18 protein-coding genes and 1 pseudogene are annotated in these 21,331 nt (G+C 69.6%); 11 read left to right on the top strand and 8 right to left on the bottom strand.

What is annotated here, in order from left to right:
• Window positions 1–14 precede the first annotated feature (14 nt).
• The gene (locus tag OG714_RS01920; RefSeq protein WP_406118048.1) at window positions 15–1,442 is read right to left on the bottom strand and encodes a sugar porter family MFS transporter; all 1,428 of its coding nucleotides are present in this window, start codon (window positions 1,440–1,442) and stop codon (window positions 15–17) included.
• A 12-nt stretch (window positions 1,443–1,454) separates the two neighbouring features.
• Window positions 1,455–2,405, bottom strand: coding sequence for a TIM barrel protein (locus OG714_RS01915; protein WP_406118046.1), 951 nt, complete (start codon window positions 2,403–2,405; stop codon window positions 1,455–1,457).
• 204 nt (window positions 2,406–2,609) lie between these two features.
• On the opposite strand from OG714_RS01915, the gene OG714_RS01910 reads away from it, so the two are divergent.
• Window positions 2,610–3,611, top strand: coding sequence for a LacI family DNA-binding transcriptional regulator (locus OG714_RS01910; RefSeq protein ID WP_406131692.1), 1,002 nt, complete (start codon window positions 2,610–2,612; stop codon window positions 3,609–3,611).
• A 42-nt stretch (window positions 3,612–3,653) separates the two neighbouring features.
• Here the strand turns inward: OG714_RS01910 and OG714_RS01905 are convergent, their stop codons facing one another.
• Window positions 3,654–4,658: a sugar ABC transporter substrate-binding protein gene (locus tag OG714_RS01905; RefSeq protein ID WP_406118045.1), complete on the bottom strand. Its 1,005-nt coding sequence runs from the start codon at window positions 4,656–4,658 to the stop codon at window positions 3,654–3,656.
• Between the two features lie 452 nt (window positions 4,659–5,110).
• Here OG714_RS01905 and OG714_RS01900 point away from each other — a divergent pair.
• A pseudogene (locus OG714_RS01900) lies at window positions 5,111–5,212 on the top strand (molybdate-binding protein); the annotation flags it as partial.
• Between the two features lie 134 nt (window positions 5,213–5,346).
• Window positions 5,347–5,703 (top strand): DoxX family protein, encoded by a 357-nt coding sequence (locus OG714_RS01895; RefSeq protein WP_406118043.1) that lies wholly within the window; start codon window positions 5,347–5,349, stop codon window positions 5,701–5,703.
• Window positions 5,704–5,764: 61 nt separating this feature from the next.
• Here OG714_RS01895 and OG714_RS01890 read toward each other — a convergent pair whose 3' ends face one another.
• Together OG714_RS01890 and OG714_RS01885 are read right to left on the bottom strand one after the other, a co-directional pair.
• Window positions 5,765–6,409, bottom strand: coding sequence for a LuxR C-terminal-related transcriptional regulator (locus tag OG714_RS01890; RefSeq protein ID WP_406118041.1), 645 nt, complete (start codon window positions 6,407–6,409; stop codon window positions 5,765–5,767).
• The gene (locus OG714_RS01885; protein WP_406118040.1) at window positions 6,394–7,731 is read right to left on the bottom strand and encodes a sensor histidine kinase; all 1,338 of its coding nucleotides are present in this window, start codon (window positions 7,729–7,731) and stop codon (window positions 6,394–6,396) included. Before OG714_RS01885 ends, OG714_RS01890 begins: the two co-directional genes overlap by 16 nt.
• A 281-nt stretch (window positions 7,732–8,012) precedes the next feature.
• Between OG714_RS01885 and OG714_RS01880 the strand changes: the two genes are divergently transcribed.
• The 7 genes from OG714_RS01880 (at window position 8,013) to OG714_RS01850 (ending at window position 13,651) form a co-directional block, all read left to right on the top strand.
• Complete coding sequence (locus OG714_RS01880) at window positions 8,013–9,317, top strand: serine hydrolase domain-containing protein (protein WP_406118039.1); 1,305 nt, start codon at window positions 8,013–8,015, stop codon at window positions 9,315–9,317.
• 73 nt (window positions 9,318–9,390) lie between these two features.
• Entirely contained in the window at window positions 9,391–10,440 is a 1,050-nt protein-coding gene (locus OG714_RS01875; RefSeq protein ID WP_406118038.1) for an MMPL family transporter, read from the top strand.
• A gap of 73 nt (window positions 10,441–10,513) precedes the next feature.
• Window positions 10,514–10,909, top strand: a complete 396-nt coding sequence (locus OG714_RS01870; protein WP_406118037.1) for a hypothetical protein — start codon at window positions 10,514–10,516, stop codon at window positions 10,907–10,909.
• A complete protein-coding gene (locus OG714_RS01865; RefSeq protein WP_406131691.1) occupies window positions 10,830–11,132 on the top strand; it encodes an MMPL family transporter in 303 nt (100 codons plus the stop codon). Before OG714_RS01870 ends, OG714_RS01865 begins: the two co-directional genes overlap by 80 nt.
• 98 nt (window positions 11,133–11,230) lie before the next feature.
• Window positions 11,231–11,476 (top strand): hypothetical protein, encoded by a 246-nt coding sequence (locus OG714_RS01860; protein WP_406118036.1) that lies wholly within the window; start codon window positions 11,231–11,233, stop codon window positions 11,474–11,476.
• Window positions 11,477–11,485: 9 nt separating this feature from the next.
• A complete protein-coding gene (locus OG714_RS01855; protein WP_406118035.1) occupies window positions 11,486–11,845 on the top strand; it encodes a hypothetical protein in 360 nt (119 codons plus the stop codon).
• Window positions 11,846–12,028: 183 nt separating this feature from the next.
• Window positions 12,029–13,651: a peptide-N4-asparagine amidase gene (locus tag OG714_RS01850; protein WP_406118034.1), complete on the top strand. Its 1,623-nt coding sequence runs from the start codon at window positions 12,029–12,031 to the stop codon at window positions 13,649–13,651.
• A 69-nt stretch (window positions 13,652–13,720) separates the two neighbouring features.
• Here OG714_RS01850 and OG714_RS01845 read toward each other — a convergent pair whose 3' ends face one another.
• On the bottom strand, window positions 13,721–16,165 hold the full coding sequence (locus tag OG714_RS01845) for a SpoIIE family protein phosphatase (RefSeq protein ID WP_406118032.1): 2,445 nt from the start codon (window positions 16,163–16,165) through the stop codon (window positions 13,721–13,723).
• An 895-nt stretch (window positions 16,166–17,060) separates the two neighbouring features.
• Here OG714_RS01845 and OG714_RS01840 point away from each other — a divergent pair.
• Window positions 17,061–17,990 (top strand): ribosome-inactivating family protein, encoded by a 930-nt coding sequence (locus OG714_RS01840; RefSeq protein ID WP_406118031.1) that lies wholly within the window; start codon window positions 17,061–17,063, stop codon window positions 17,988–17,990.
• Between the two features lie 144 nt (window positions 17,991–18,134).
• Here the strand turns inward: OG714_RS01840 and OG714_RS01835 are convergent, their stop codons facing one another.
• Both OG714_RS01835 and OG714_RS01830 read right to left on the bottom strand, forming a co-directional pair.
• Window positions 18,135–19,109 carry a ThuA domain-containing protein gene (locus OG714_RS01835; RefSeq protein ID WP_406118029.1) on the bottom strand — a complete coding sequence of 325 codons (975 nt, stop codon included), beginning with the start codon at window positions 19,107–19,109 and terminating at the stop codon, window positions 18,135–18,137.
• Window positions 19,110–19,123: 14 nt separating this feature from the next.
• Window positions 19,124–21,280 (bottom strand): PQQ-binding-like beta-propeller repeat protein, encoded by a 2,157-nt coding sequence (locus tag OG714_RS01830; RefSeq protein ID WP_406118028.1) that lies wholly within the window; start codon window positions 21,278–21,280, stop codon window positions 19,124–19,126.
• Window positions 21,281–21,331 lie beyond the last annotated feature (51 nt).

Genomic DNA, 21,331 nt, shown 5'->3' with positions numbered 1-21,331 from the left:
TTATGCAGACGAGGTCAGGAGAAGCGCGCCCGGAGTTCGGCTTCGAGGGTTTCGAGGGTGCGGCCCCTGGTCTCGGGGACGTAGAGCTTGACGAAGGTGAACGAGAAGACGCCCGCCACCACGAAGAGGAAGAAGGTGTTGGATACCCCGATGGCGGAGACCAGGGACGGGAAGACCAGCCCGATCGCGAAGTTGGTCAGCCACAGCACCACGGCCGCGACACCCATCCCGAATCCGCGCATCCGCATCGGGAAGATCTCCGAGAGCATCAGCCAGGTCACCGGCGAGATCGCTCCCTGCTGGAAGGCGAGGAAGGTGACCGTCATGGCGAGCACGGCGAACGCCCGGCCGTCGCCCGAGGGCAGCAGGAGGGAGAAGACTCCGATCAGCAACAGGGCTGCTGTCGTGCCGATCTGACCGGTCATCAGCATCGGGCGGCGGTTGACCCGGCCCAGCAGCCAGATGCCGACGAAGGTGGCGAGCACCGAGATGACGCCGTTGGCGATGTTGGCGGTCAGGGCGCTGTCGGCGGTGAAGCCGGCGTCGGTGAGGATCTGGGTGCCGTAGTACATGATCGTGTTGACGCCGGTGATCTGCTGCACGATCGCGATGCCGAAGCCGACGAACATCAGCCGACGCAGCCACGGCGTGGACTTCATGTCCTGCCAGCCGCCGAGCTTCGCCTGGTCCTCCTTGACGGCGAGCGCGGACACCTCGGCGAGTTCGGCCTCGGCCCGCTGCTGGGACCGGACCTGCTTGAGTACCTCCAGGGCTTCGCCGAAGCGGGTCTTGGAGGCCAGCCAGCGTGGGCTCTCCGGCATGACCAGCATGCCGAACCAGAGCACGACGGCCGGGATCGTGGCGAGCACGAGCATGTAGCGCCACACTCCGCCGGATTCACCGCCCACCCGCGCGATGACCGCGTTGGAGGTGAAGGCCAGCAACTGCCCGCTGACGATCATGAGTTCGTTGCGGGTGACCAGGGCCCCGCGCCGCTCGGCGGGCGAGATCTCGGCGAGGTAGACGGGCACGGTCACCGAGGCGCCGCCGACCGCGAGGCCCAGCACGAAGCGGGCGACCACCATGACGGTGGTGTTCGGCGCGAGCGTGCAGCCGAGAGCGCCGACGAAGAACACCACGGCGAGGACGAGGATCGTACGGCGCCGTCCGCGCGCGTCCGAGAACCGTCCACCGGTGACCGCGCCCACCGCCGCGCCGAGCAGCAGCGAGCTGGTGACCATGCCCTCGGTGAAGGGGGTCAGGCCCAGGTCGTCGGTCATGTAGGGCAGGGCGCCGTTGATGACGCCGGTGTCGTAGCCGAAGAGCAGTCCGCCGAAGGTGGCGATGACCGTGATGAGCCGCAGCCGCCGTGACACCGCCAAAGGGGCGTCGTCCGCGACCGCGGTGGCCTGGGCTGTGGTCGTGTCGTCCCTGACGTCCATAGCCGTTGCCTCCTATCGGTCGAGGTGCGGGCGGCGGGTACCCGTCAGCCCGCAACCGGCCAGGTGCTCACGCGTGCTGACCGCGATGGGCAGGGGCACCTCGGGAGCGCACGGGTACAGGTCCTGCTCGACGATGACGAACAACTCGGCGTCGAGCCGCGCGAGTTCGGCCACTACGTCGGCGGGGTTCGGTACGCCCGCGGGAGGTGACACGCACACCCCGCGCTTGACCGCCTCCCCGAACGACAGGTCCTCCGCGGCGACTTGGGCGAGCACCGCGGGGTCCATCTGCTTGATGTGGACGTAGCCGACGCGCTCGCCGAAGCGGCGGATCAGGTCGAGGTTGTCGCCGCCGCCGTAGGCCACGTGCCCGGTGTCCAGGCAGAGGTTGGTGTAGCGGGAGTCCGACTCGTTGAGCAGTCGCTCGATCTCCGGCTGGGTCTGGATGTGGCTGTCGGCGTGCGGATGGATGACGAGCCGTACGTCGTACTCGTCCAGCAGCAACTTGCCCAGCCGGTCCGCGGATCGGCCGAAGCCCGCCCATTGCTCGGCGGTCAGCTCGGGCGACTCGGTGAACGCGCCGGTCTTCTCATCGCGGTACATCGGCGGGATGAGGACGAGGTGGTGCGCGCCGGCGGCGGTCGTCAGCGCGGCGACCTGCCGGACATGGGCGAGCATCTCGTCCCACGCCTCCGGCCGGTGCAGGGCGCCGAAGGCGGTGCCGCCGGAGACCTGGAGCCCACGGGCGTCCAGCTCCTCCTTCAGCCGCTGCGGGTCGGTGGGGAGATAGCCGTAGGGGCCGAGCTCCAGCCATTCGTAACCGGCCGTGGCCAGTTCGTCGAGGAAACGGGTGTACGGCACCTGCTGCTCGTCCTCGGGGAACCAGATGCCCCAGGAGTCGGGGGCGGAGCCCAGGCAGAGGTTGCCGGCGATGGTGCGGAGCGGGCCTGGCGCCGTTGCCATGACATGTCCCTTCACCCCGAGATCGGGAGTTTCGTGGTGTTTGCTGTTGCGCTCTACTAGCGCGCTCTAGTACGAGTACGATGACCCTGGTCCAAATGTCATGTCAATAGCCTGTTGCCGGGAGATTTCGAGATCGCTGGCTAAGGTGGGCCATGTCGAAGGGTGGGTTCACAGGTGGATGCATCGGGCAAGCAGCGGCCCACGATGGCGGATGTCGCCGAGAAGGCCGGTGTCTCCAGGGCGCTCGTCTCGATCATCTTCCGCAACCAGCCGGGGGCCAGCGAGGAGACCCGGCAACGGGTCCTGCGGGTCGCCGACGAGATCGGCTACCGCCCCGACAGCGCGGCCCGGCTGCTCGCCCGTGGCCACAGCCGCACGCTCGGCGTGATGTTCGCCGTGCAGCAGCCCTTCCACACGGATCTCATCGAGGGCATCTACCCCGAGGCCGAACGCCTCGGCTACGAGGTTCTGCTGTCCGGCGCCACGCAGAGCCGCAGCGAGGAGAAGGCCGTGGAGGCCCTGCTCAGCCACCGCTGCGAGGCGTTGATCCTGCTCGGCTCGTTCGCGGAGCCCTCCTTCCTCGACGAACTCGGGCGCCGTACGGTCGCCGTCTCCGTCAGCCGTCGGGTTCCGCACGCCCACGTCGACTTCGTGCACTCCGCCGAGGGCAAGGGCGTACGACAGGCCATGGACCACCTCGTCGAGTTGGGCCACCGCCGGATCGTGCACATCGACGGTGGCAGCGGCCCCGGCTCGGCCGACCGGCGCCGCGCCTACCGGGCGGCTATGCGGCGCCATGGGCTGGAGTCCGAGGTGCGTGTGATTCCCGGTGACCACACGGAGCAGTCGGGTATCGAGACAGGCCGTCTGCTCCTTGCGGAACGGGACCAGGGACAGCCCCTGCCGACCGCGGTCCTCGCCGGCAACGACCGTTGCGCGATGGGCCTGTTGATGACCCTGACCAGGGCCGGCGTCGAGGTACCGCGTGATCTGTCCGTCGTCGGCTACGACGACAGCCACCTCTCCCATCTGATGCCGATCGGCCTGACGACCGTGCGCCAGGACGCGCGGCTCATGGCGGAGTACGCGGTGCGCTTCGCGGTGGAGCGGCTGGAGAAGCCCGAACTGGAGCCCCGGGAAGCGGTGTTGGACCCGAAGCTGGTGGTCCGGGGGAGCAGCGGGCCGGCCCCGGAACCGCCGGCCTGAGAGACGGACGTACGGTTCCGGGGGCGAGCGGGGAGGGAGCGGTTACCGCGTCCCGTTCGCGGCGAACTTGGCCACGGCGTCCACGTTGTCCTTGGTGATGAAGGCCGGGCCGGTCAGTACCGGCGCGGTGCCGCCGCCGCTGAAGTTGCCGTTGGTCTTGTAGAGCCACAGCGAGTCGACCGCCAAGTAACCCTGCAGATAAGGCTGTTGGTCGACCGCGAACTCCACGGACCCGTTCTGGACGGCCTTCACCAGTTGCTGGTTGAGGTCGAAGGTCGCGACCTTGGCCTTGCTGCCGGAGTCGGACAGCGACTGGATCGCCGTCAGTGCGATCGGGGCGCCCAGGGTGACGACCTGGTCGATGGAGGAGTCCTGGCTGAGTTTCGCGGTGATCGTCGACTTCACGGACGGCATGTCGGTGCCGTTGACGTAGAGGATGTCGGTCTTGCCGCTGAAGCCCTTCTTCAAGCCGGCGCAGCGTGCCTCAAGGGCGACCTGGCCCTGTTCCTGGACGACGCAGAGGGCGTGTTTGGCGCCGAGTTGGTTCAGGCGCTGGCCGAATGCCTGGCCGGCGATGTTCTCGTCCTGGCCGAAGTACTCGAGCATGCCGAGCTTCTTCCAGTCGCTCACACCGGAGTTGAAGCCGACCACGGGGATGCCGGCCGACTTGGCCTTGGCCACCACGTCCTTCATGGCGTCCGGCTTGGCCGCGGTGAGCGCGATGCCGTCGACCTTCTGGTCGATCGCGTTCTGCACGAGGTTGGCCTGGTTGCCTGCGCTGGGGTCGCTGGAGTAGACGAGCTTGACGTTGTCCTTGGCGGCGGCGGCCTGGGCGCCCTTGCGGACCAGGTCCCAGAACGTGTCGCCCGGGGCGGCGTGGGTGACCATGGCCACGGTCATCCGAGGGGTGGTGGCCTTGCCCGCGGACGCGGCGCCCCCTTCTTCGGTGGACTTCTTGCCGCCGGAGCTGCTGGAGCAGCCCGCGGCGAACAGCGCGCCGACCAGGATGGTGGCGGTCAGGGTGGCGGCTCTGCGGTGTTCGTGCATGTCCCTTGCACCTCACTGTGCTTGTTGGGGTTCGTGCTCGTAGGGGTTCGTGCCAGGGGGAGCGGATCGCGGGCCGAGGCCGGCCGGCGGAGTGCGGCCCGGCGTCGGCGTGAGCCGGGGAGGTCCCTGGCGACGGTGGTGAAGACGTGCTTGTCCCAGGCGAGGCGGGTTGGTGACCACCGGTGCCTTGCGTGGGTGGGGTGGTGCGTTGTGGCAGCGGTTATGGGTGGTACTGCTTGCGGTAGGTCTACTAGAGCGCGTCATTAGCGCGCTCTAGTAGCTCGTAACTATGGGACCGGCCCCGAGCGATGTCAATCGGTTTGTCAGGACGTTTTGACAGCTGCGGACGCCTCATGACTGGGACTTCAAACAGGCTCGGCCGAGACTTCGGGCGTCCTCATGGGGGCTCCGCTATGAGTCAGTTGGCGGTCGGCCACGAAGAGCCGGTAGCCGGCGTCACGGACGAGGTGACCTCGCTGAAGGACCTCACCAAGTCTTCGCTCAAGGTCGTGCTGTGCGACAAGACGGCGCCGTGCGGCGCCGCCGCGCTCAAGGACTCTCAGGGGCGCCGGTTGTGCCCGGCCGCTCGCCGATGTCACGAAATCGAGATGCCGGCCCCTCTTGTAGGAGAAGCGCATGTTGCAACGGGCTGCCCAGCAGCGCCACTCGGTACAGAAATGGAGATGACTTGTTCGCCGCCTACCTCACGGTGACCATCCTCGGCGCGGTCTTCAACGGTGCCGCCGCCGTCACCTACCTGATCGGTCACGAGTACCCCAAGACCCAGGCGGACATGAAAGGCCTGCCCCGGAAGTGGGTACCGGTACTGGGCATGCTGCTCGCGGCAGGTACCGCAGGGCTGCTGGCCGGGCTCGCCGTGCCCGTACTCGGAACCCTCGCGGCCTCCGGCCTGGTGCTGTACTTCATCGGGGCCGTCATCGCCCACCTGCGCGTCGGCTCCCGCAACATCGTGGGCGGGATCGTGTTTCTCGGCACCGCGACGGCGGCCTTGGTCCTGGGCCTGGAGTACCACGGCCCCTGGTGACCGGCGAGGCGGTCGAGGCCGTCTCCTGCTTCCGGCCTCGGCGCGGGCCCACGCTGCCGGTTCAGCCTTCCAGGTAGGCGAGTACGGCCAGGATCCGGCGATGGTCGTCCTCGGATGGTTCGAGTCCGAGTTTCGTGAAGATGTTGCGGCTGTGCTTGCTGACCGTCCTCTCGCTGACGAACATACGGCCGGCGATGGCGGCGTTGGAGCGGCCCTCGGCCATCAGCGAGAGGACCTCGTGCTCGCGCGGGGTCAGTTCCAGCAGGCGGGGGTCCGCCGAGCGGTGGGTGAGGAGGGCGCCGACCACGTCAGGGTCCATGACCGTGCTGCCGGCGGCGACCTGCCGGACGTTGGCGACGAACTGCTCGACGGCCATCACCCGGTCCTTCAGCAGATAGCCCACCGCCCCGGCACGGTCCGACATCAACTCCCGTGCGTACAGCTGCTCGACGTACTGGGAGAGCACCACGACGGGCAGGGCGGGGATGCGCCTGCGTGCCTCGATCGCGGCGCGCAGCCCCTCGTCGGTGAAGGTCGGGGGAAGCCGTACGTCGACGATCGCGACGTCGGGCCGGTAGGTCGTCAACGCCCGCATCAGGGAAGGGCCGTTGTCGACGGCGGCGACGACCTCGAAGTCGTTGGCCCGGAAGATCCTGACCAGGCCCTCGCGGAGTAGGGCGAGGTCCTCGGCTATGACGATGCGCACGGCAACGACATCCTTGCTTCGGTGGGGCCGCCGGGCGGACTGTCGACGCTCAGGGCGCCGTCGAAGGCCGACAGGCGGCGCGCGATGCCCCGCAGACCGGTGCCGGCGTCGATGTCGGCGCCTCCGCGGCCGTCGTCGGACACCCGCATCGTCAGCAGGCCCGCCGTGGTGCCCGGGTGGGCCGTGAACTCCACGGTGATGCCGATGTGTTGGGCCTCGGCGTGCTTGACGGCGTTCGTCAGGGCCTCGGCCACGGCGAAGTAGGCCGCGGACTCGACCGGCGCGGGCAGCCGTCCGGGCAGACGGGTGACCACCGTCGTGGGGATCGGGTTGGCGAGTGCCAGGGCCTTGAGGGCGCCGTCCAGGCCGCGGTCCGCGAGCACCGGCGGATGGATGCCGTGTACCAGGTCGCGCAGTTCCGCCAGTGCCCCGGCGGTCGACGCGCGGGCCTCGGCCAGCAACTCCGCGACGGCTTGCGGATCTTGGGGCAGGAGTTGTTCGGCCAGGCCCAGGCTCATGCCCAGCGACACCAGTCGGGCCTGCGCGCCGTCGTGCAGGTCCCGTTCGATCCGCCTCAGTTCACCCGCCCGGCTGTCGACGGTCTCGGCCCGTGAGACGGCCAACTGTGCGACACGAGCCCGTAGTTGGGCCTGCGTGGTGGGTCCCAGGAGGGAGCGGACGATCAGCGCGTTGAGGTTCGCCAGCCGTACGGCGGTGGTGTACCAGAGCAGGAGGAGCACCGGGCCGAAGGGGACCATGGCGAACGACTCCTGGACGCTGTGGAGACGGAAGCCGTTGCCCAGCGGTGTCCGGAACACCGTAGGAGGGGTCAGCGCGAACACCAGTGGATAGCTGAGGTAGAAGACGCCGCAGAGGAAGAGCAGGAACGACAGCCCGCAGGTGAACCACCCGGTGACCGAGTTGACCGCCAGCCAGGCCCAGTCCCGCCAGGTCGCCGGATCGCGCAGGACCGCCCGGAGCCGTACCGCCCAACCGCCGTCCGGGGTGGGCGAATAGGACCGGGCCACCGGTTCACCGAGGCGGTCGGCGGCCCACTGGCGGTGCAGGTCGGCGAACCAGCGCACCACGACGGTCGAGAGCAGGGTCAGGGGGACACCGACCCCGAGCGCGACGACCGTCAGCGAGGTCGTCCAGAGGGTGAGCAGAGCGAAGCCCGGGATCGAGCCGAGCAGCAGCACCAGCGACCAGCCCAACAGGCCCACCCGCAGGGCGAGTCCGGCACGCGGAGTGACGCCGGACGCGCTGTGTCCCGCCAACGTCCCTGCGCCATCGGTGAAGCGGCGCTCGCCGGGGTAGGTCATCTCGCTCCATCGTCGTGCGTCGGTGCCGCGTCGAACGGGCGGTCGACACCAGGTCACGGCCACGGGCCGACAGTCCGTCACGGGCCGGAAGTTGATGATGGCCCGCCGGCGCGGGTCCGCGCACTGGGGTTACCTCCACCATCGCTGGGGCCCAGCACCCGTGTTCTTCGTCTCCGCCGCCGGAAGCCTGGAGCTGTCGGAAGGCGGCGGTGCGGCAGCCCCCAGGGATGCGCTCCCGGCCTCCCCGGCCAACCCATGCCCCGTATCGAGGAGGACACCTCATGCCCCGGAACACGCCCTACCCGCGCCCCGCCCGGCGGGCCCACCTGACGCTGGCTCTGGCCGCGGTACTGACAGGCGCGCTCACGGCCTGCACGGCGGCGACCGCGGCGCAGGACACCGCCTCTGCTTCGGCCGGACGGACCGGTGTGCCGGCAGCCGAGGAGGCGCGACTGGCAACGCTCGCCCAGCAGGTCGTGGATGCCGGGGCGCCCGGCGTTCTCGTGCGGGTCGACAACGGCCGGGGGCAGGCGACCTCGATCGCCCGGCAGGCGTCCTGGGCCAGGGATGAGCACACGCTGACCGTGAACGACGAGTTCCGGATGGGCTCCAACACCAAGACGATGGTCGCGACCGTGGTCCTCCAACTGGTTGCCGAGCACCGGCTGAAGCTGACCGACCCGGTCGAGAAGTGGCTGCCCGGTCTCATCCCGAACGGGTCCGCGATCACCCTGCGGATGCTGCTCGACCACACCAGCGGCCTGTACAACATCATCCCTGGCGACGCCGAGGTCCTGAAGACGTTCACCGGTCAGGACAACCGGCCGTGGACCCCCGAGGAGTTGCTCGCCGCCGGCGTCCGGCACGACCCGCTGTTCCCGCCCGGTACGAAGTACTCCTACAGCAACACCGGTTACATCGCGCTCGGCCTGGTCGTCGAAAAGGCCACCGGACACCGCCTGAGCGACCTGGTCCAGGAACGGATCGCCGGGCCACTGCAGCTGCGGAACACCTACCTGGTCAACAGCGCCGACCGGGCGAGGAGCCCCCGCCTCGCCCACGGCTACGAACCGGGCCCGTCCCATCTGGCCCCCGTGCTCTGGCCCGGCATCCCCGCAGGGACCGTGTTCGTCGGCCCCGCCCGGCCCGGCGGCTACATCGACGCCTCATGGATCAACGAGAACACCGAGTGGGCCGCGGGGAGCATGGTCTCCTCCGCGCAGGACTGGGCCCGGTTCGACACCGCCCTGATGTCCGGCAAGCTCCTGCCGGCCGCCCAGCTCAAGGAGATGAAGACCACCGTCGCGGAGGAGAGCGGCAATCCGAACCGCTACGGCCTCGGCCTGGAGAAGAAGGCCACACCCTGCGGCACCGTCTGGGGCCACGACGGGCAGGCCCCCGGCTACTCCAGCTGGGCCTACGCCGACGACACGGGCCGACGAACCGTCTCGGTCCAGGTCCCGACCATCTTCGGCATCGCGGCACCCGAACCCGCCGCCGCCACCGAGGCCCTGCTGAACGCCGCGGTCTGCACCATGCTCGGCACGCCGATCCCCGCCAAGGCCCCTTCCACACCGACCGGCTGATGGACGTAGAAGCCGTTCCGTCCCGCTTCCCGTGCTCCTCGACTCCCCACACTTCAAAGGAAGTTGCTCAGCCATGTCCGCACTGGCCAGATGGGGCTTCCGGCACCGCCTCCTCGTCGTCGGGATCTGGGCCACCCTGCTGGTCGCGCTCGCCGTTCCGTACGCGATGCTCGGCACCAGCTATTCCGACGCGTTCAGCCTGCCGGGACTGGAGTCGTCCAAGGCGCAGGCGCGGCTCCGGACGTCCGAGCCCCGACAGGCCGGTGACAGCGACCAGATCGTGGTGCACCTGCGCCGCGACGGGTCGGTCCGGGACCCCGCTGTCCGGCGGAAGGTCACCTCGATGCTGGACCGGGTCGCGGCACTGCCCTTGGTCACTTCGGTCAGCAGCATGTACGGCGCCAATGGAGCGGCCCGGATCAGTAAGGACGGCCGGACCGCTTATGCGACGGTGACGTTCGACGCGCAGGCCGAGCGGATACCGGTCGCCGATGTCACCCGCGTCATCGACACCGCCCGGGCCGTGCGTGACGCCGATCTGCGGGTGGAACTCGGCGGTCAGGCCATCAGCCTCGTGGCCGAGAGCGGGGGACAGAGTACCGAGGCCATCGGGCTGGTCGCCGCCGGCGTCATCCTCTTCGTCGCCTTCGGCTCGCTGCTGGGCATGCTCTTGCCCCTCCTGGTCGCCGTCGCCGCTCTCGGGGCCGGGCTGCTCGCCGTCGGGCTGACCTCGCATGTGATGACCCTGGGCAGCGACGCCCTGACGGTCGCCGTCCTGATCGGGCTCGGAGTCGGCATCGACTACGCCCTGTTCATCGTCACCCGTTATCGGACCGGCCTGCGGCGCGGCCTGGCACCGGAGCAGGCAGCGGTACGCGCACTGGACACCTCCGGACGGGCGGTGGTCTTCGCCGGACTCACCGTCGTCACTGCCCTTCTCGGTCTGCTCGTCCTGCGGATCGGCCCCCTCAGCGCGATGGGGATCAGCGCCGCAACGGCCGTACTGTCCACGGTAATTGCGGCGGTGACTCTGCTGCCGGCCCTCCTCGGCCTCTTCGGCAACAGACTGCTGACCAGGCGTCAGCGGCGAGTCCTGACCACTCACGACCCGAGGGCCGGGTGAGCGGCCGCACGGAACGGCACGCTCCGGAGGCCGCTGGGCCGAACAGGCCGAGCGCCGCAGAACCCTGTTCGCCGTGATCGCGCTCCTCGTCGTCACCGTCCTCTCGCTGCCCGCGCAGCTGGGCGCGCCCAGCGACATGCCGGCCCTGAACGGACTCGTCAAGGCCGTACGCAGTACTCCCGGAGTGGCCTCGGTGACGGCCGGGCGGGTCACCGCGGCGACCGGACTGTCCGTCATCGACGTGGTGCCGACAGGCGCACCGCAGGACGAGTCCACCAGCACCCTGATCACCCACCTGCGCGAGGAGATCGTCCCCACCGCCGAACAGGGGGAGCGGCCTGACGGTCTACGTCGGCGGCACCACGGCCGCCTCCGACGACCTCGCCGACCTGCTGACGGGCAAACTGCCGCTGTTCCTCGCGGTGATCGTCGTACTCGGCTGCCTGTTGCTGATGGTCGCCTTCCGTAGCGTCCTGGTGCCGCTGACCGCCGCGGTGATGAACCTGCTCGCCTCGGCCGCGTCCTTCGGAGTCGTGGTCGCCGTGTTCCAGTGGGGATGGGGCTCCGAACCCCTCTGCATGGGGAAGGCAGGGCCGGTGGAGGCCGAACTCCCGGTCATCATGCTGGCCATCCTCTTCGGCCTGTCCATGGACTACCAGGTCTTCCTCGTCAGCCGGATGCACGAGGAGTAGGAACGCACCCGCGACAACCAGGCCCCGACGTCGTCGCCGGGCAGCTGATCTTCCCGTTCGGGCAGGCCGCCGACGTCCTGGCCAAGCTCCCCGCACACATGGCCACCGCGCCTCGCGAGCTGGGTCTGCTGGCCTTGATCGCTCCCGCGCCCGCCCTGCCGACGCTGCCGCCGGAGGCGCATGGCAAGCCGATCCTGGTCCTCCTCCCCGTCTTCACCGCGGATCCCGCGACCGCCGACGAGGTCATCGAGCAACTTGCCGCACTCGGCATGCCTGTCGTCAACCTGGTGACGAAGACGCCGTGGCTGCAGGCCAACAGCATGCTGGACGCCATAGCGCCGTAAGGAAAGCGCATGAACCTGCGCGGCGGCTACCTGCCGGAACTCTCCGCCGACGTGGTCGACACCTTGCTGCGCCACGCCGCCGATGCGCCGTCCAACCCCGGCGCTGCCACCGTCATCAACCTTTGGTGCATGGGCGGCGCGATCTCCGAGGACGTCGCGGAGGACGCCACCGCCTTCTCCCCCGAGGGCGCGGCCTGGCTGTGGGAAGCCGTCAGCATGTGGGACGCCCCCGAGCACGACCCGCAGTACGAAGAGCCCGCGAAGCGCATCACCGAGGCGATGCGGCCCCACGCGCTGGCCTCCGGCTACACCCTCGATCGCCGGGGGCCGGTCCTGGAGACCTCCGCCAACGACAACACAATGTTCTGACCGTGCTGTTCGGCACCTTGGTGGCCCGAGTCACCTTCCGTGCAGGTGTTGGCGGGCGAACCGTGCGCCATGGGTCGGGTGTGTTGCCACACGGTTTCGTTCGGCCGCCGATTGGTCAAGACCTCTTCAATCCTCCCTGGTACGCCTGGTGATGACATCCGATGGGTGGGTTCACTGCGCTGCATGGAACTTCTGACGACCCGCGGACGACTGCGCCGGACGGCGCTCGCTTTCGCCGCCGCGGCCACCACCCTCGGCCTGGCCCTGGGCGCGGCCCCGGCCGCCGGGGCCGTGACGGTGCCGGCCGAGTTCGGCACCGACTACCACGACCCGCTCACCGCCGCCCCGGCCATCGCCACGCCGCACACCAAGTCCTGCACGGTCACGGTCGCCGAGGCGAAGTTCAAGGACTTCACCCCCTACACCGGCACCTACGCCCCGCCGACCGGCTGCGGCACCCCCGGCCGCTGGTCGAAGGTCGTCCTGCGGATGGACGGCAGCGTGGCCGGGCGGCAGTACGACCGGCTCGGGTACCTCGACATCGGCGGGGTCGAGGTGTTTCGCACGTCGACGCCGGAACCGTCGCAGGACGGCATCGACTGGTCGGTCGAGAAGGACGTGACACGGTACGAGAAGACGCTGAGCGGTGAGCAGTCCGTCGACATGCTCATCGGCAACGTTGTCAACGACACCTACACCGGCGTCCTCGACGTCAAGGTCACGCTCACCTTCTACGCCTCCGAGCCGGGCCGCACCCCGTCGGCCACGTCGGCCCCCGACCAGGTCATCCCGCTCAGCGACGCCGACAGCGTGACCACGGCGGCCAAGCTCACCACTCCGCGCAACTCCGAGCGGATCCTCGCCGAGGTGTACGCGACCGGATCGGGCGGTGGCTGCGAGGAGTTCTGGTACTCGGCGGTCACGCCGTCGGCGTCGTACTCCTGCCAGGGCGGGGACGACGGCCCGTACCGCGAGGTCGAGGTCAGCATCGACGGGAAGGTGGCCGGGATCGCCTCGCCCTACCCGAACGTGTGGACCGGCGGCTGGTCGCCGTACCTGTGGTCGGTGCTCCCGTCGCCGACCGCCTTCGACGTACGGCCGCTGGAGTTCGACTTGACCCCCTTCGCCGGTGAGTTGAACGACGGCAAGGCGCACACGGTCGACGTGTCCGTGCTCGGGGTGCCCAGTGGGCAGACCGGGTGGAGCGCGCCGACGAACATCCTGGTGTGGCAGGACGCCCACAAGTCGGTGGTGACGGGTGCCGTGACCTCGTACAGGACGTCGTCCGCGCCGAAGGTGACGAACACCTACGAGGACGGCTCCCTGCGCAGCCTGGTGACGGAGGGCGCGCACAGCCTGAAGGTCTCCGGCTACCTCGACACCTCCCACGGCCGGGTCACCACCACGGTCGACCGGTCCCTGACCACGGCGATCACCCACCACTGGACCCCGGACGAGAACACCGACAACCAGACCGGCCGCTGGACCGACGCCCAGAAGGTCACCGTGAACGGCCACGCCTCGCGCACCGACCGCACGTACACCCTGGACGGCCGCTCGACGATCGACACGGACAACCGGCTCCGCGTGATCATGTCCATCGACGACCACGCCCGCACGGACGGCATCGTCAGCGACGACAAGTACGCCGGAGACGCGACGTTCACACTGGGCGTGGCCCGAGAGGACCGGCACGCCGTGGCGACGACGAGCGAGCGGTACCGGCTCCGCGGAGCGGGGGTGTGCTACGACCACACACTCGCCACGGAACAGGGCGTCCTGACGAAGGATGTACGACGCTGCTGACCATCGGCAACGGAAAGCGCCCGAGGGCGTGATGCGCCGTCGTCGTCAGGATCACGGGGCGGCGGCGCATCACGGTTCCGGTGGACCGGTGGGCAGTCCCTGCTCCGCCCAGATGGTCTTGCCGGTGGAGGTCTGCCGGGTGCCCCAGCGCTCGGCGATCTGGGCGACGAGCAGCAGACCACGTCCGCCCTCGTCGAAGACACGTGCACGCCGCAGGTGCGGCGCGGTGCCGCTGCCGTCGGAGACCTCGCAGATGAGCGTGGAGTCGCGGATGAGCCGCAGCACGATGGGCTCGGCGCCGTAGCGGATGGCGTTCGTGACCAGCTCGCTGACGATCAGCTCGGTGGCGAAGGCAGCCTCCGTCAGCCCCCAGGCGGCCAGTTGCTCGCCCGCGGCCTTGCGGGCCCCGGCCACGGCCGCGGGATCCCGCGGCAGCTGCCAGGTGCGTACCTGGCCGGCGTCGAGCGCGGCCGTGCGGGCCAGCATCAGCACGATGTCGTCGCCGGGGCGTTCGCTCAGCACGGTGCGCAGCACCTCGTCGCAGGTCTCCTCCAGCGGTGCGGCCGGTCCGCTCAACGCCTCGCGCAGCAGGGTGAGTCCGACGTCGATGTCGTGGTCGGCAGCCTCGACCAGACCGTCGGTGTAGAGAGCGAGCAGACTGCCCTCCGGCATCTCCATCTCGACGGATTCGAACGGCAGACCGCCGAGGCCGAGCGGTGGTCCGGCCGGCAGATCGACGAACTGCACGTCGCCGTCGGGGGTCACCAGGGCGGGCGGCGGATGTCCGGCGCGGGCCATGGTGCAGCGCCGGGACACGGGGTCGTACACGGCGTAGACGCAGGTGGCCCCGACCTCTCCCGACGCGTCCTGCACCCGACCGCGTGCTTCGGGGCCCTCCTCCCGGTCGAGCCTGATGACGAGATCGTCCAACTGGGTGAGCAGCTCGTCGGGGGCGAGGTCGACGTCCGCGAGTGTGCGTACGGCGGTTCGTAGCCGGCCCATCGTGGCCGAGGCATGAATGCCGTGGCCGACCACGTCGCCCACGACCAGGGCGACCCGGGCGCCGGACAGGGGGATCACGTCGAACCAGTCGCCGCCCACGTCCGCGCCGGAACCGGCCGGCAGATAGCGGTAGGCGACCTCCATGGCCGCCAGATCCCGGGGCTGGTCGGGCAGGAGGCTGCGCTGGAGCGCCAGTGCTGTCCGGCGTTCGCGGGTGTAGCGGCGGGCGTTGTCCACGCTCACCGCGGCTCGGGCGACGATCTCCTCGGCGAGCAGCAGGTCGTCCTCGGTGAAGGGCTCAGCCGTCCGGTGGCGCAAGAAGTGCACCAGGCCCAGGGTCACGCCCCGGGCGCGCAGCGGTACCAGCATCAGCGAGTGGATGGTGTATTTGGTGACGGTCTCGGCGCGGGCCTCGGAGGACGCGATCCACGCCTGAATCCCCGGCTCTCCCGCCGTGTGCCGGGTGGCACGGCCGCCGATGAGCGTCCGCGTCGGCGGTGTCCCCACCGGGTAGACGAGCAGATCGCCCGTGGTGACCACCGATTCCGGACAGCCGACCAGCACCGACCGCTGGGCGGTGCGGCGTACGGTGACGGGTCTGTCGGGCGGTACCGGTTCCGGCTCGTCGTCCCGCGCGACGGACTCCAGCAGGTCCACCGTGACGAAGTCGGCGAACCCGGTCACCGCCACGTCGGCCAGTTCCTCGGCCGTCCGCGACACGTCCAGGGTGCTGCCGATGCGCAGCCCGGCGTCGTTGAGGACCACCAGACGCCGGCGGGCCCAGTACTGCTCCGTGGTGTCGAAGACGGCCGCGGACAGCCCCTGGACCGTGCCGCTCTCGTCCTTCAGCGGTGAGATGAACATGGACCAGGCGTGGTCCCGGGTCTCACCGGGGGCCTTGCCGTGGTCCTCGTGGAACACGGTCTCCCCGGTGCGCAGGACCTGCTGCTGGAGGCGGTCGTACACGTCGAACGGCGGATTGGGTTCGATCTCCCACAGGGTCTTGCCCCTCATCTCCGCGACGGTCATGCCCATCACCTGGGCCATGACCGTGTTGGCGGCCACCAGCCGGGCCTCGCGGTCGTAGACCGCCACCGGCACGGGGAGCTGCGCGAGCGTGAGGTTCCAGAGGGCCTCCGACCCCGGCTCGGGCTGCTCCGCCATGCCGGCCGGTGCGGCTCCCGTCACGAGCCAGAGACGACCGGGCCCCGCGTCCGCCAACGGCGTGCCCTGGAGCCGTACCACGACACGGTCTCCGCCCCGGTGCCGTAGCGCCACCTCACTGGCCACCCGCCGGCCGACGGCCACGTGTCGGCGCGCGGACTCGGGCAGGCGGGCGGCGAGGAGGTCGGCGGCCGGTCGGCCCACGATCTCGGCGGGTTCGTAGCCGAGCAACTGCTCAGCCCCGGCGCTCCACGCCGTGACCGTCCCACCGGCGTCGATGACGACGGCGAAGTCCTCCGGCACGCGTCCCTGCACAGAGTCTCCGCGTGTGACGCCCCTACCGTTCATGGGCCTCAAATCCTCGCTCCAGACCGATCAGAGCGGGGCGGGGTGGCTGCTTCGCCCTTCGGTATCCCGCGGCACCGCGCTTGCTCGACGTAGGTTCCGGCGCCATGACCACCCACACCCGTCCCACCGCACGTGCGGCGATACGGGTTCGCGCTCCAGGGGGCGAGCCGGCCGCACTGTCCTCGGGAACACTCCCTCGGAAGCCGAATCCCATGACGTACCTTTCCTCACGTCCAGTCTGGCAGCGGGACGCCTGTTCTGCGGGTTGCTTGGCCGTTCTTGAGCCCGAGGTCCTGTGGGCCGTCCGGGTGTCGCTCAGCCGGCAAGCACGTGTGCCTGCGGGGCCCCGACGAGGTACGCGGAGCGAGTCGGTGAAGCGGCCCGGGGGACTCCTGCGGACCGGGCACGTCGGATGGTGCTCCACCGCCGTCAGGACCAGGCCGTAGGCCGGCACCCGCAGGTCGACGGTGGCGGCGCAACAGTTCCCGTATGCGCGCGTCCATGGTCGTGAAGAACTCCCCGATACCCGGCTCCTCGTCACGCCGGGCCGTGAGGACGACGCGCCCCTTCTCCGCACCCCACTCGTCTCGGGGCGGGTCGGAAAGAAGTGGGTGACGAGTGTGATGGAGCCGCCCGGTTCCTTGGCCACGGCGCGGATGGTGAGGCTGTAGGGCCGCCCGCGACGAGGGTCCGGCGTGAGGCGTCGATGATGTCGCGACGGCGCTGAATCCGAGTCTGGAGTCACCGGGCGACAGAGCCACCACGGGCCGTACGGAGCCCGGTTGTCCGGAGTTGATCGCTGTGGCAAAGGGGCATGTCAATCAACTTGCCGGTTGCGAATGTCGGTGACGGCAAGGCCGGTATCCGGCATATCCGGCACGGGGAGAACAGCGCAATGTCCCGACTTCAGATCCTCCGTAGGCTCTGTCCCTCGGTCGTCGTCCCGGCCGTACTCGTCGGTGCCCTCGCCGTCACCGGCGTGAACGGGCTCACCGAGACGCCTCACTCGTCACTGGGCCGAGCCGTCCAGCTGGTCGACAAGGACACGCCGACCGACGGCATGAGCTACGACATGACGAGCACGAACCGGAGCGAGGTCGGCCGCAGGTACGACGCGATCGTCAGGGACATCCGCGGACGCGTCCGTGGCGCGCCCCTCTACGGCGGCATCACCCTCACCCGCAACGCGGACGACTACTTTCCCGTCACCCTGGCCATGGGCCGCAGCCAGATCACGCTCGTGCTCAACGCGAGGAACCTGTACGTCGTCGGCTGGCGCAACGACGGCACGAACCGGTACTGCCGGCTGAACGAAGGGCCCTCCAGCTACGCGGGGGCGACGGCGGTGAATCTGCACTGGATCAACTACAACGCCATGGAGAGCGCTGCCAACGTCGACCGAGGCAGCCTCGGCATCTCGATGGACAGCATCCAGGGCTCGGTCAGCGATCTGGGCAACCTGCGCTACACGACTGCCGGCCGGAACCAGGCGCGGGCCCTGCTGATCCTCACCCAGGCCTTCGCCGAGGGCGCCCGCTTCGACTACATCTCCTACCGCATCGGCCAGGTGATCAGGGGCGCCGAAATCTACTATCCGGGAACGCCGTCGACGATCAGCAGCACCGGATCCGGATCGAACAGGGGCAACGACCTGATCACTGTGACGGGCCTGCAGTTCGAGAACAACTGGGGAGGTCCCTCCCAGGCCGCCCAGAGCTCGACCCACAACCACACCGCCCCGCGTTTCCACATCGGCAACGGCGACCTCACCACGCTGGCGGCCATCGACGCCCAGCTGGCCGTGGCCCTCTGGCACAAGTTCTGACGACACGGTGCCGAGCAGGACCCCGGCGGGACACTTCCTTCTGTCCCGCCGGGGTCTTCCCTGTCCCCGCGCGAGCGCCACGCCGCCATGGATGCGCTGCCGGTCCGGGAGGAGGCCGGGCGCTCCGGCGGAGTCGCTCTCCGTTCAACGCGCCCGGCAGAAGGGCGTCCTGCCCATCGCCGACTCGATGCCGCCGAGGATGAGTTTCTGGTACTGCTCGGCGCCGGGGAATGAGCCGTCGGTGGCGAAGTCCTTGGCGTCGTGGCCGAGGGTGGTGAGCCAGGCGCGGCCGCCGTCGTAGTACTGGCACCAGGCCACCGGGTGGACCTTGCCGTGTCCGGGGTGGCCCATGCTGCCGGTGACGCCCTTGGGCAGGGTGGACTCGTCGACGGTGGCGAGGAGGCGGACCCTGGACGGGGCGGGGACGAGGTTGTACCACTCGTCGGTGAAGTTCCAGCGGGCCGGGAGACCCTCGGTGGAGGAGTCGTGGCGGTCCTGGGTGACGACGGTACCGGCTTGTTCGGGGCCGTGGTCGTAGTAGTTGGCGCCGCCCAACAGACCTTCGTACCAAGGCCAGTTGTACTCCGTACCGAACGCGTTGTGGATACCGACGAAGCCGCCGCCGCCTCGGATGTACTGGCGCAGGGAGGTCTGCGCGGAGTCGTCGAGGGTGTCACGGCTGGTGGAGTAGAAGATGACCGCGTTGTACCTGAACAGCTGTGCCGCGCTCGCGAGTTGGGTGACGTCCTCGGTCCAGTCGACGGTGAAGCCGTTGTCCTGGCCGAGCTTGACGACGGCGTTCTGTACGACGTTGGCGGCGGTGAGCGCCGGGTCCAGACCGGTGCCGAGCGCGGGGCCCAGGTCGGCGTGCCGGGGGCCGGCGGTACGGGTGTAGAGCAGCACCTTGTAGCCATCGGTCGCCGGGGTGAAGTTGCCCCAGTCGTGGTAGCACTTGGGGCTGGTGCCGCGGCAGACGCCGTAGTCGGGGTCGCCGAGTTCCTGCGCGCCGGCGGCCCGCGACTCGGCGGAGGCCTGGAACCGGCCGCCGAAGAAGGCGGCCAGGGCGACGAGGACGATCGCCAGGGCGATGGACAGCGGGGTGCGGGTTCTTGCCGTCATGACACTCTGCCCTCTCACTGGACGACGATCTTGCCGGTGGACTGCGGGAAGGCCGGGTCGTTGTAGAAGTACTCGCCGGCCTTGGCGAAGGTGTGCGCGTACGACTGGCCCGGCATCAGCAGTCCGGTGTCGAACTCGGCGTCGAAGAACGCCGCCGCTCCGTGTGCCTGCTTGTTGTCGGCGGGGTTGGTGAAGGTGACCTCGGTGCCGACGGGGACGGTGAGGTACTGGGGCGCCATGGCGTTCTGCGCGACCGTGTTCTCGGTGGTACCGGGGGAGCCGGTGCCGGTGCTCCAGACGCGGCCGAGCGTGACGGTGTTGCGTGCGGTCGCGCCGGTCACGGCGGCGACGCGGATCTGGTTGCGGCGGGAGGGCGGGGTGGGCGCGGCGGCCTGCGCGACCTTGCCGCCGAGCTTGAACGCCCATAGATGGTCGCCCTTGGGGATGTCGGGGAAGGGCAGCCCGTTGCCCCCGGCGAGCACGGCCACGTACTGCTCGCCGTCGATCTCGTACGAGACGGGGATGGTGTTCACGCCGGCGCCGCACTGCCAGGTCCACAGGGTCGCGCCGCTGCTGTCGTCCATGGCTTCGAGGACGCCGTCCGGACGCCCCTGGAAGAGGAGGCGGCCCGCGGTGGTGAGGATGCCGTTGCCGTGGGCGAGGGACCAGTCGCCCTCCTTGCGCCAGGCGACCGTGTTGGTCCTCGGGTCCATGGCGACCAGGCCGCCACCGAACAACTCCCCGAGCGGGCGGGCGGTGTTGACCCGGCCGCCGTGCGTGTTCGAGTAGGAGGAGTTGACCAGGCCGTAGCCGATGTAGGCATATCCGGTCTTCGGGCTGAAGGACGGGAACCCCCAGTCCCCGCCGCCGCCCGCGCCCGGGAAGATGATCGTGGCCCGGTCCCAGAAGACCGAATAGAGGCCGCCGACCGGATAGAACGGCACCGGGCGGGTCGTCTTGTCGAGGCGGGGGAACGGGTCCGTGAACGGCTCGCCGCCGGGGAACGGCTGGGTGGGTGAGGTCTTGTGGTCGGCCTGCTGGGGGACCGCGCGCTCCTCCATGCCGTGGACGGCCTCGCCGGTGCGCCGGTCGAGGATGTAGAACCAGCAGGTCTTGGAGCCGTACACGACGACCTTGCGCCGCTTGCCGTCGATCAGCAGATCGGCGAGGACCGGAGCCATGACGTTGTCGGCGTCCCAGATGTCGTGGTGGACGGACTGGAAGTGCCAGCGCCGCTTGCCGGTCTTGGCGTCGATGGCGACGATCGAGTTGGCGAAGAGGTTGTCGCCGCCGCGCGAGGAGCCGTCCGTGCGGGGGTACGGGTTGCCGAACGTCCAGTAGACCAGGCCGAGTTCGGGGTCCACGGCCGGGTGGATCCACGGGACGGCGCCGCCGGTTTTCCAGGAGTCGCCCTCCCAGGTCTCGTGGCCGAACTCGCCGGGGCCCGGCGGGCCCCAGAAGGTCCATACGACGTCACCGGTCTGCGCGTCGAGCGCGTAGCCCCGGCCGCGTGCGCCGGCCGTCGAGCCCTCGGTGCCGACGTAGATCAGACCGTCGAAGTGGACGACCGCGCCCGCGAGTCCGCCGCTGTTGCCGCCGCACTGGCCGCTGTCGTTGCTGCAGCCGTCGTCGCCGCCGTTGTCCTCCACGATGAGCGGCTTCTGCCAGACGATCGCGCCGGTCTTCTGGTCGACGGCGTGGACGATGTTGGCGCCCGAGATGGTGAAGACCTTGCCCTCGGCGACGGCGACGCCGCGCATGTTGGTGGTCTCGGTGCCGAGGTTCGTCTTCCAAATGACCTCGCCTGTACGGCCGTTGACGGCGAAGACGTTCTGCTGGGTGGTCTCGACGTACAGCACGCCGTCCTGGACGACGATCGTGCACTGCTGGTAGGCGGAGGTGGAACCGCCCTCCAGGTTGACGTGCCAGGCACCGCCGAGCTTCCTGACGTTCTTCGGAGTGATGCCGCGGAGCGTGGAATGGTTCTGGTTGCCGTAATTGCCGCCCACCTTGGGCCAGTTGGCGCCTGTGGTGCCGAGTGCGGCGGACTGCGGTGGCACGGGGAGCGCCAGTCCGGGGGAGTCGGAGGAGGCCTCGGCCGTGGAGGTCAGGGCGGAGACCGTGGCCGCGCTGCCCGCCGCGGCCGTCAGGAGAAAGGAGCGTCTTTCCATCGTTGAGTTCCCTCGATTCGATCAAGGTCCACCAGATGGTTCGCAGAACCC

Source organism: Streptomyces sp. NBC_00989 (assembly GCF_045162655.1).
GTDB lineage: Bacteria > Actinomycetota > Actinomycetes > Streptomycetales > Streptomycetaceae > Streptomyces.
The sequence above is the reverse complement of the archived record's forward strand: the minus strand, read 5'-3'. Positions and strand labels throughout refer to the sequence as shown.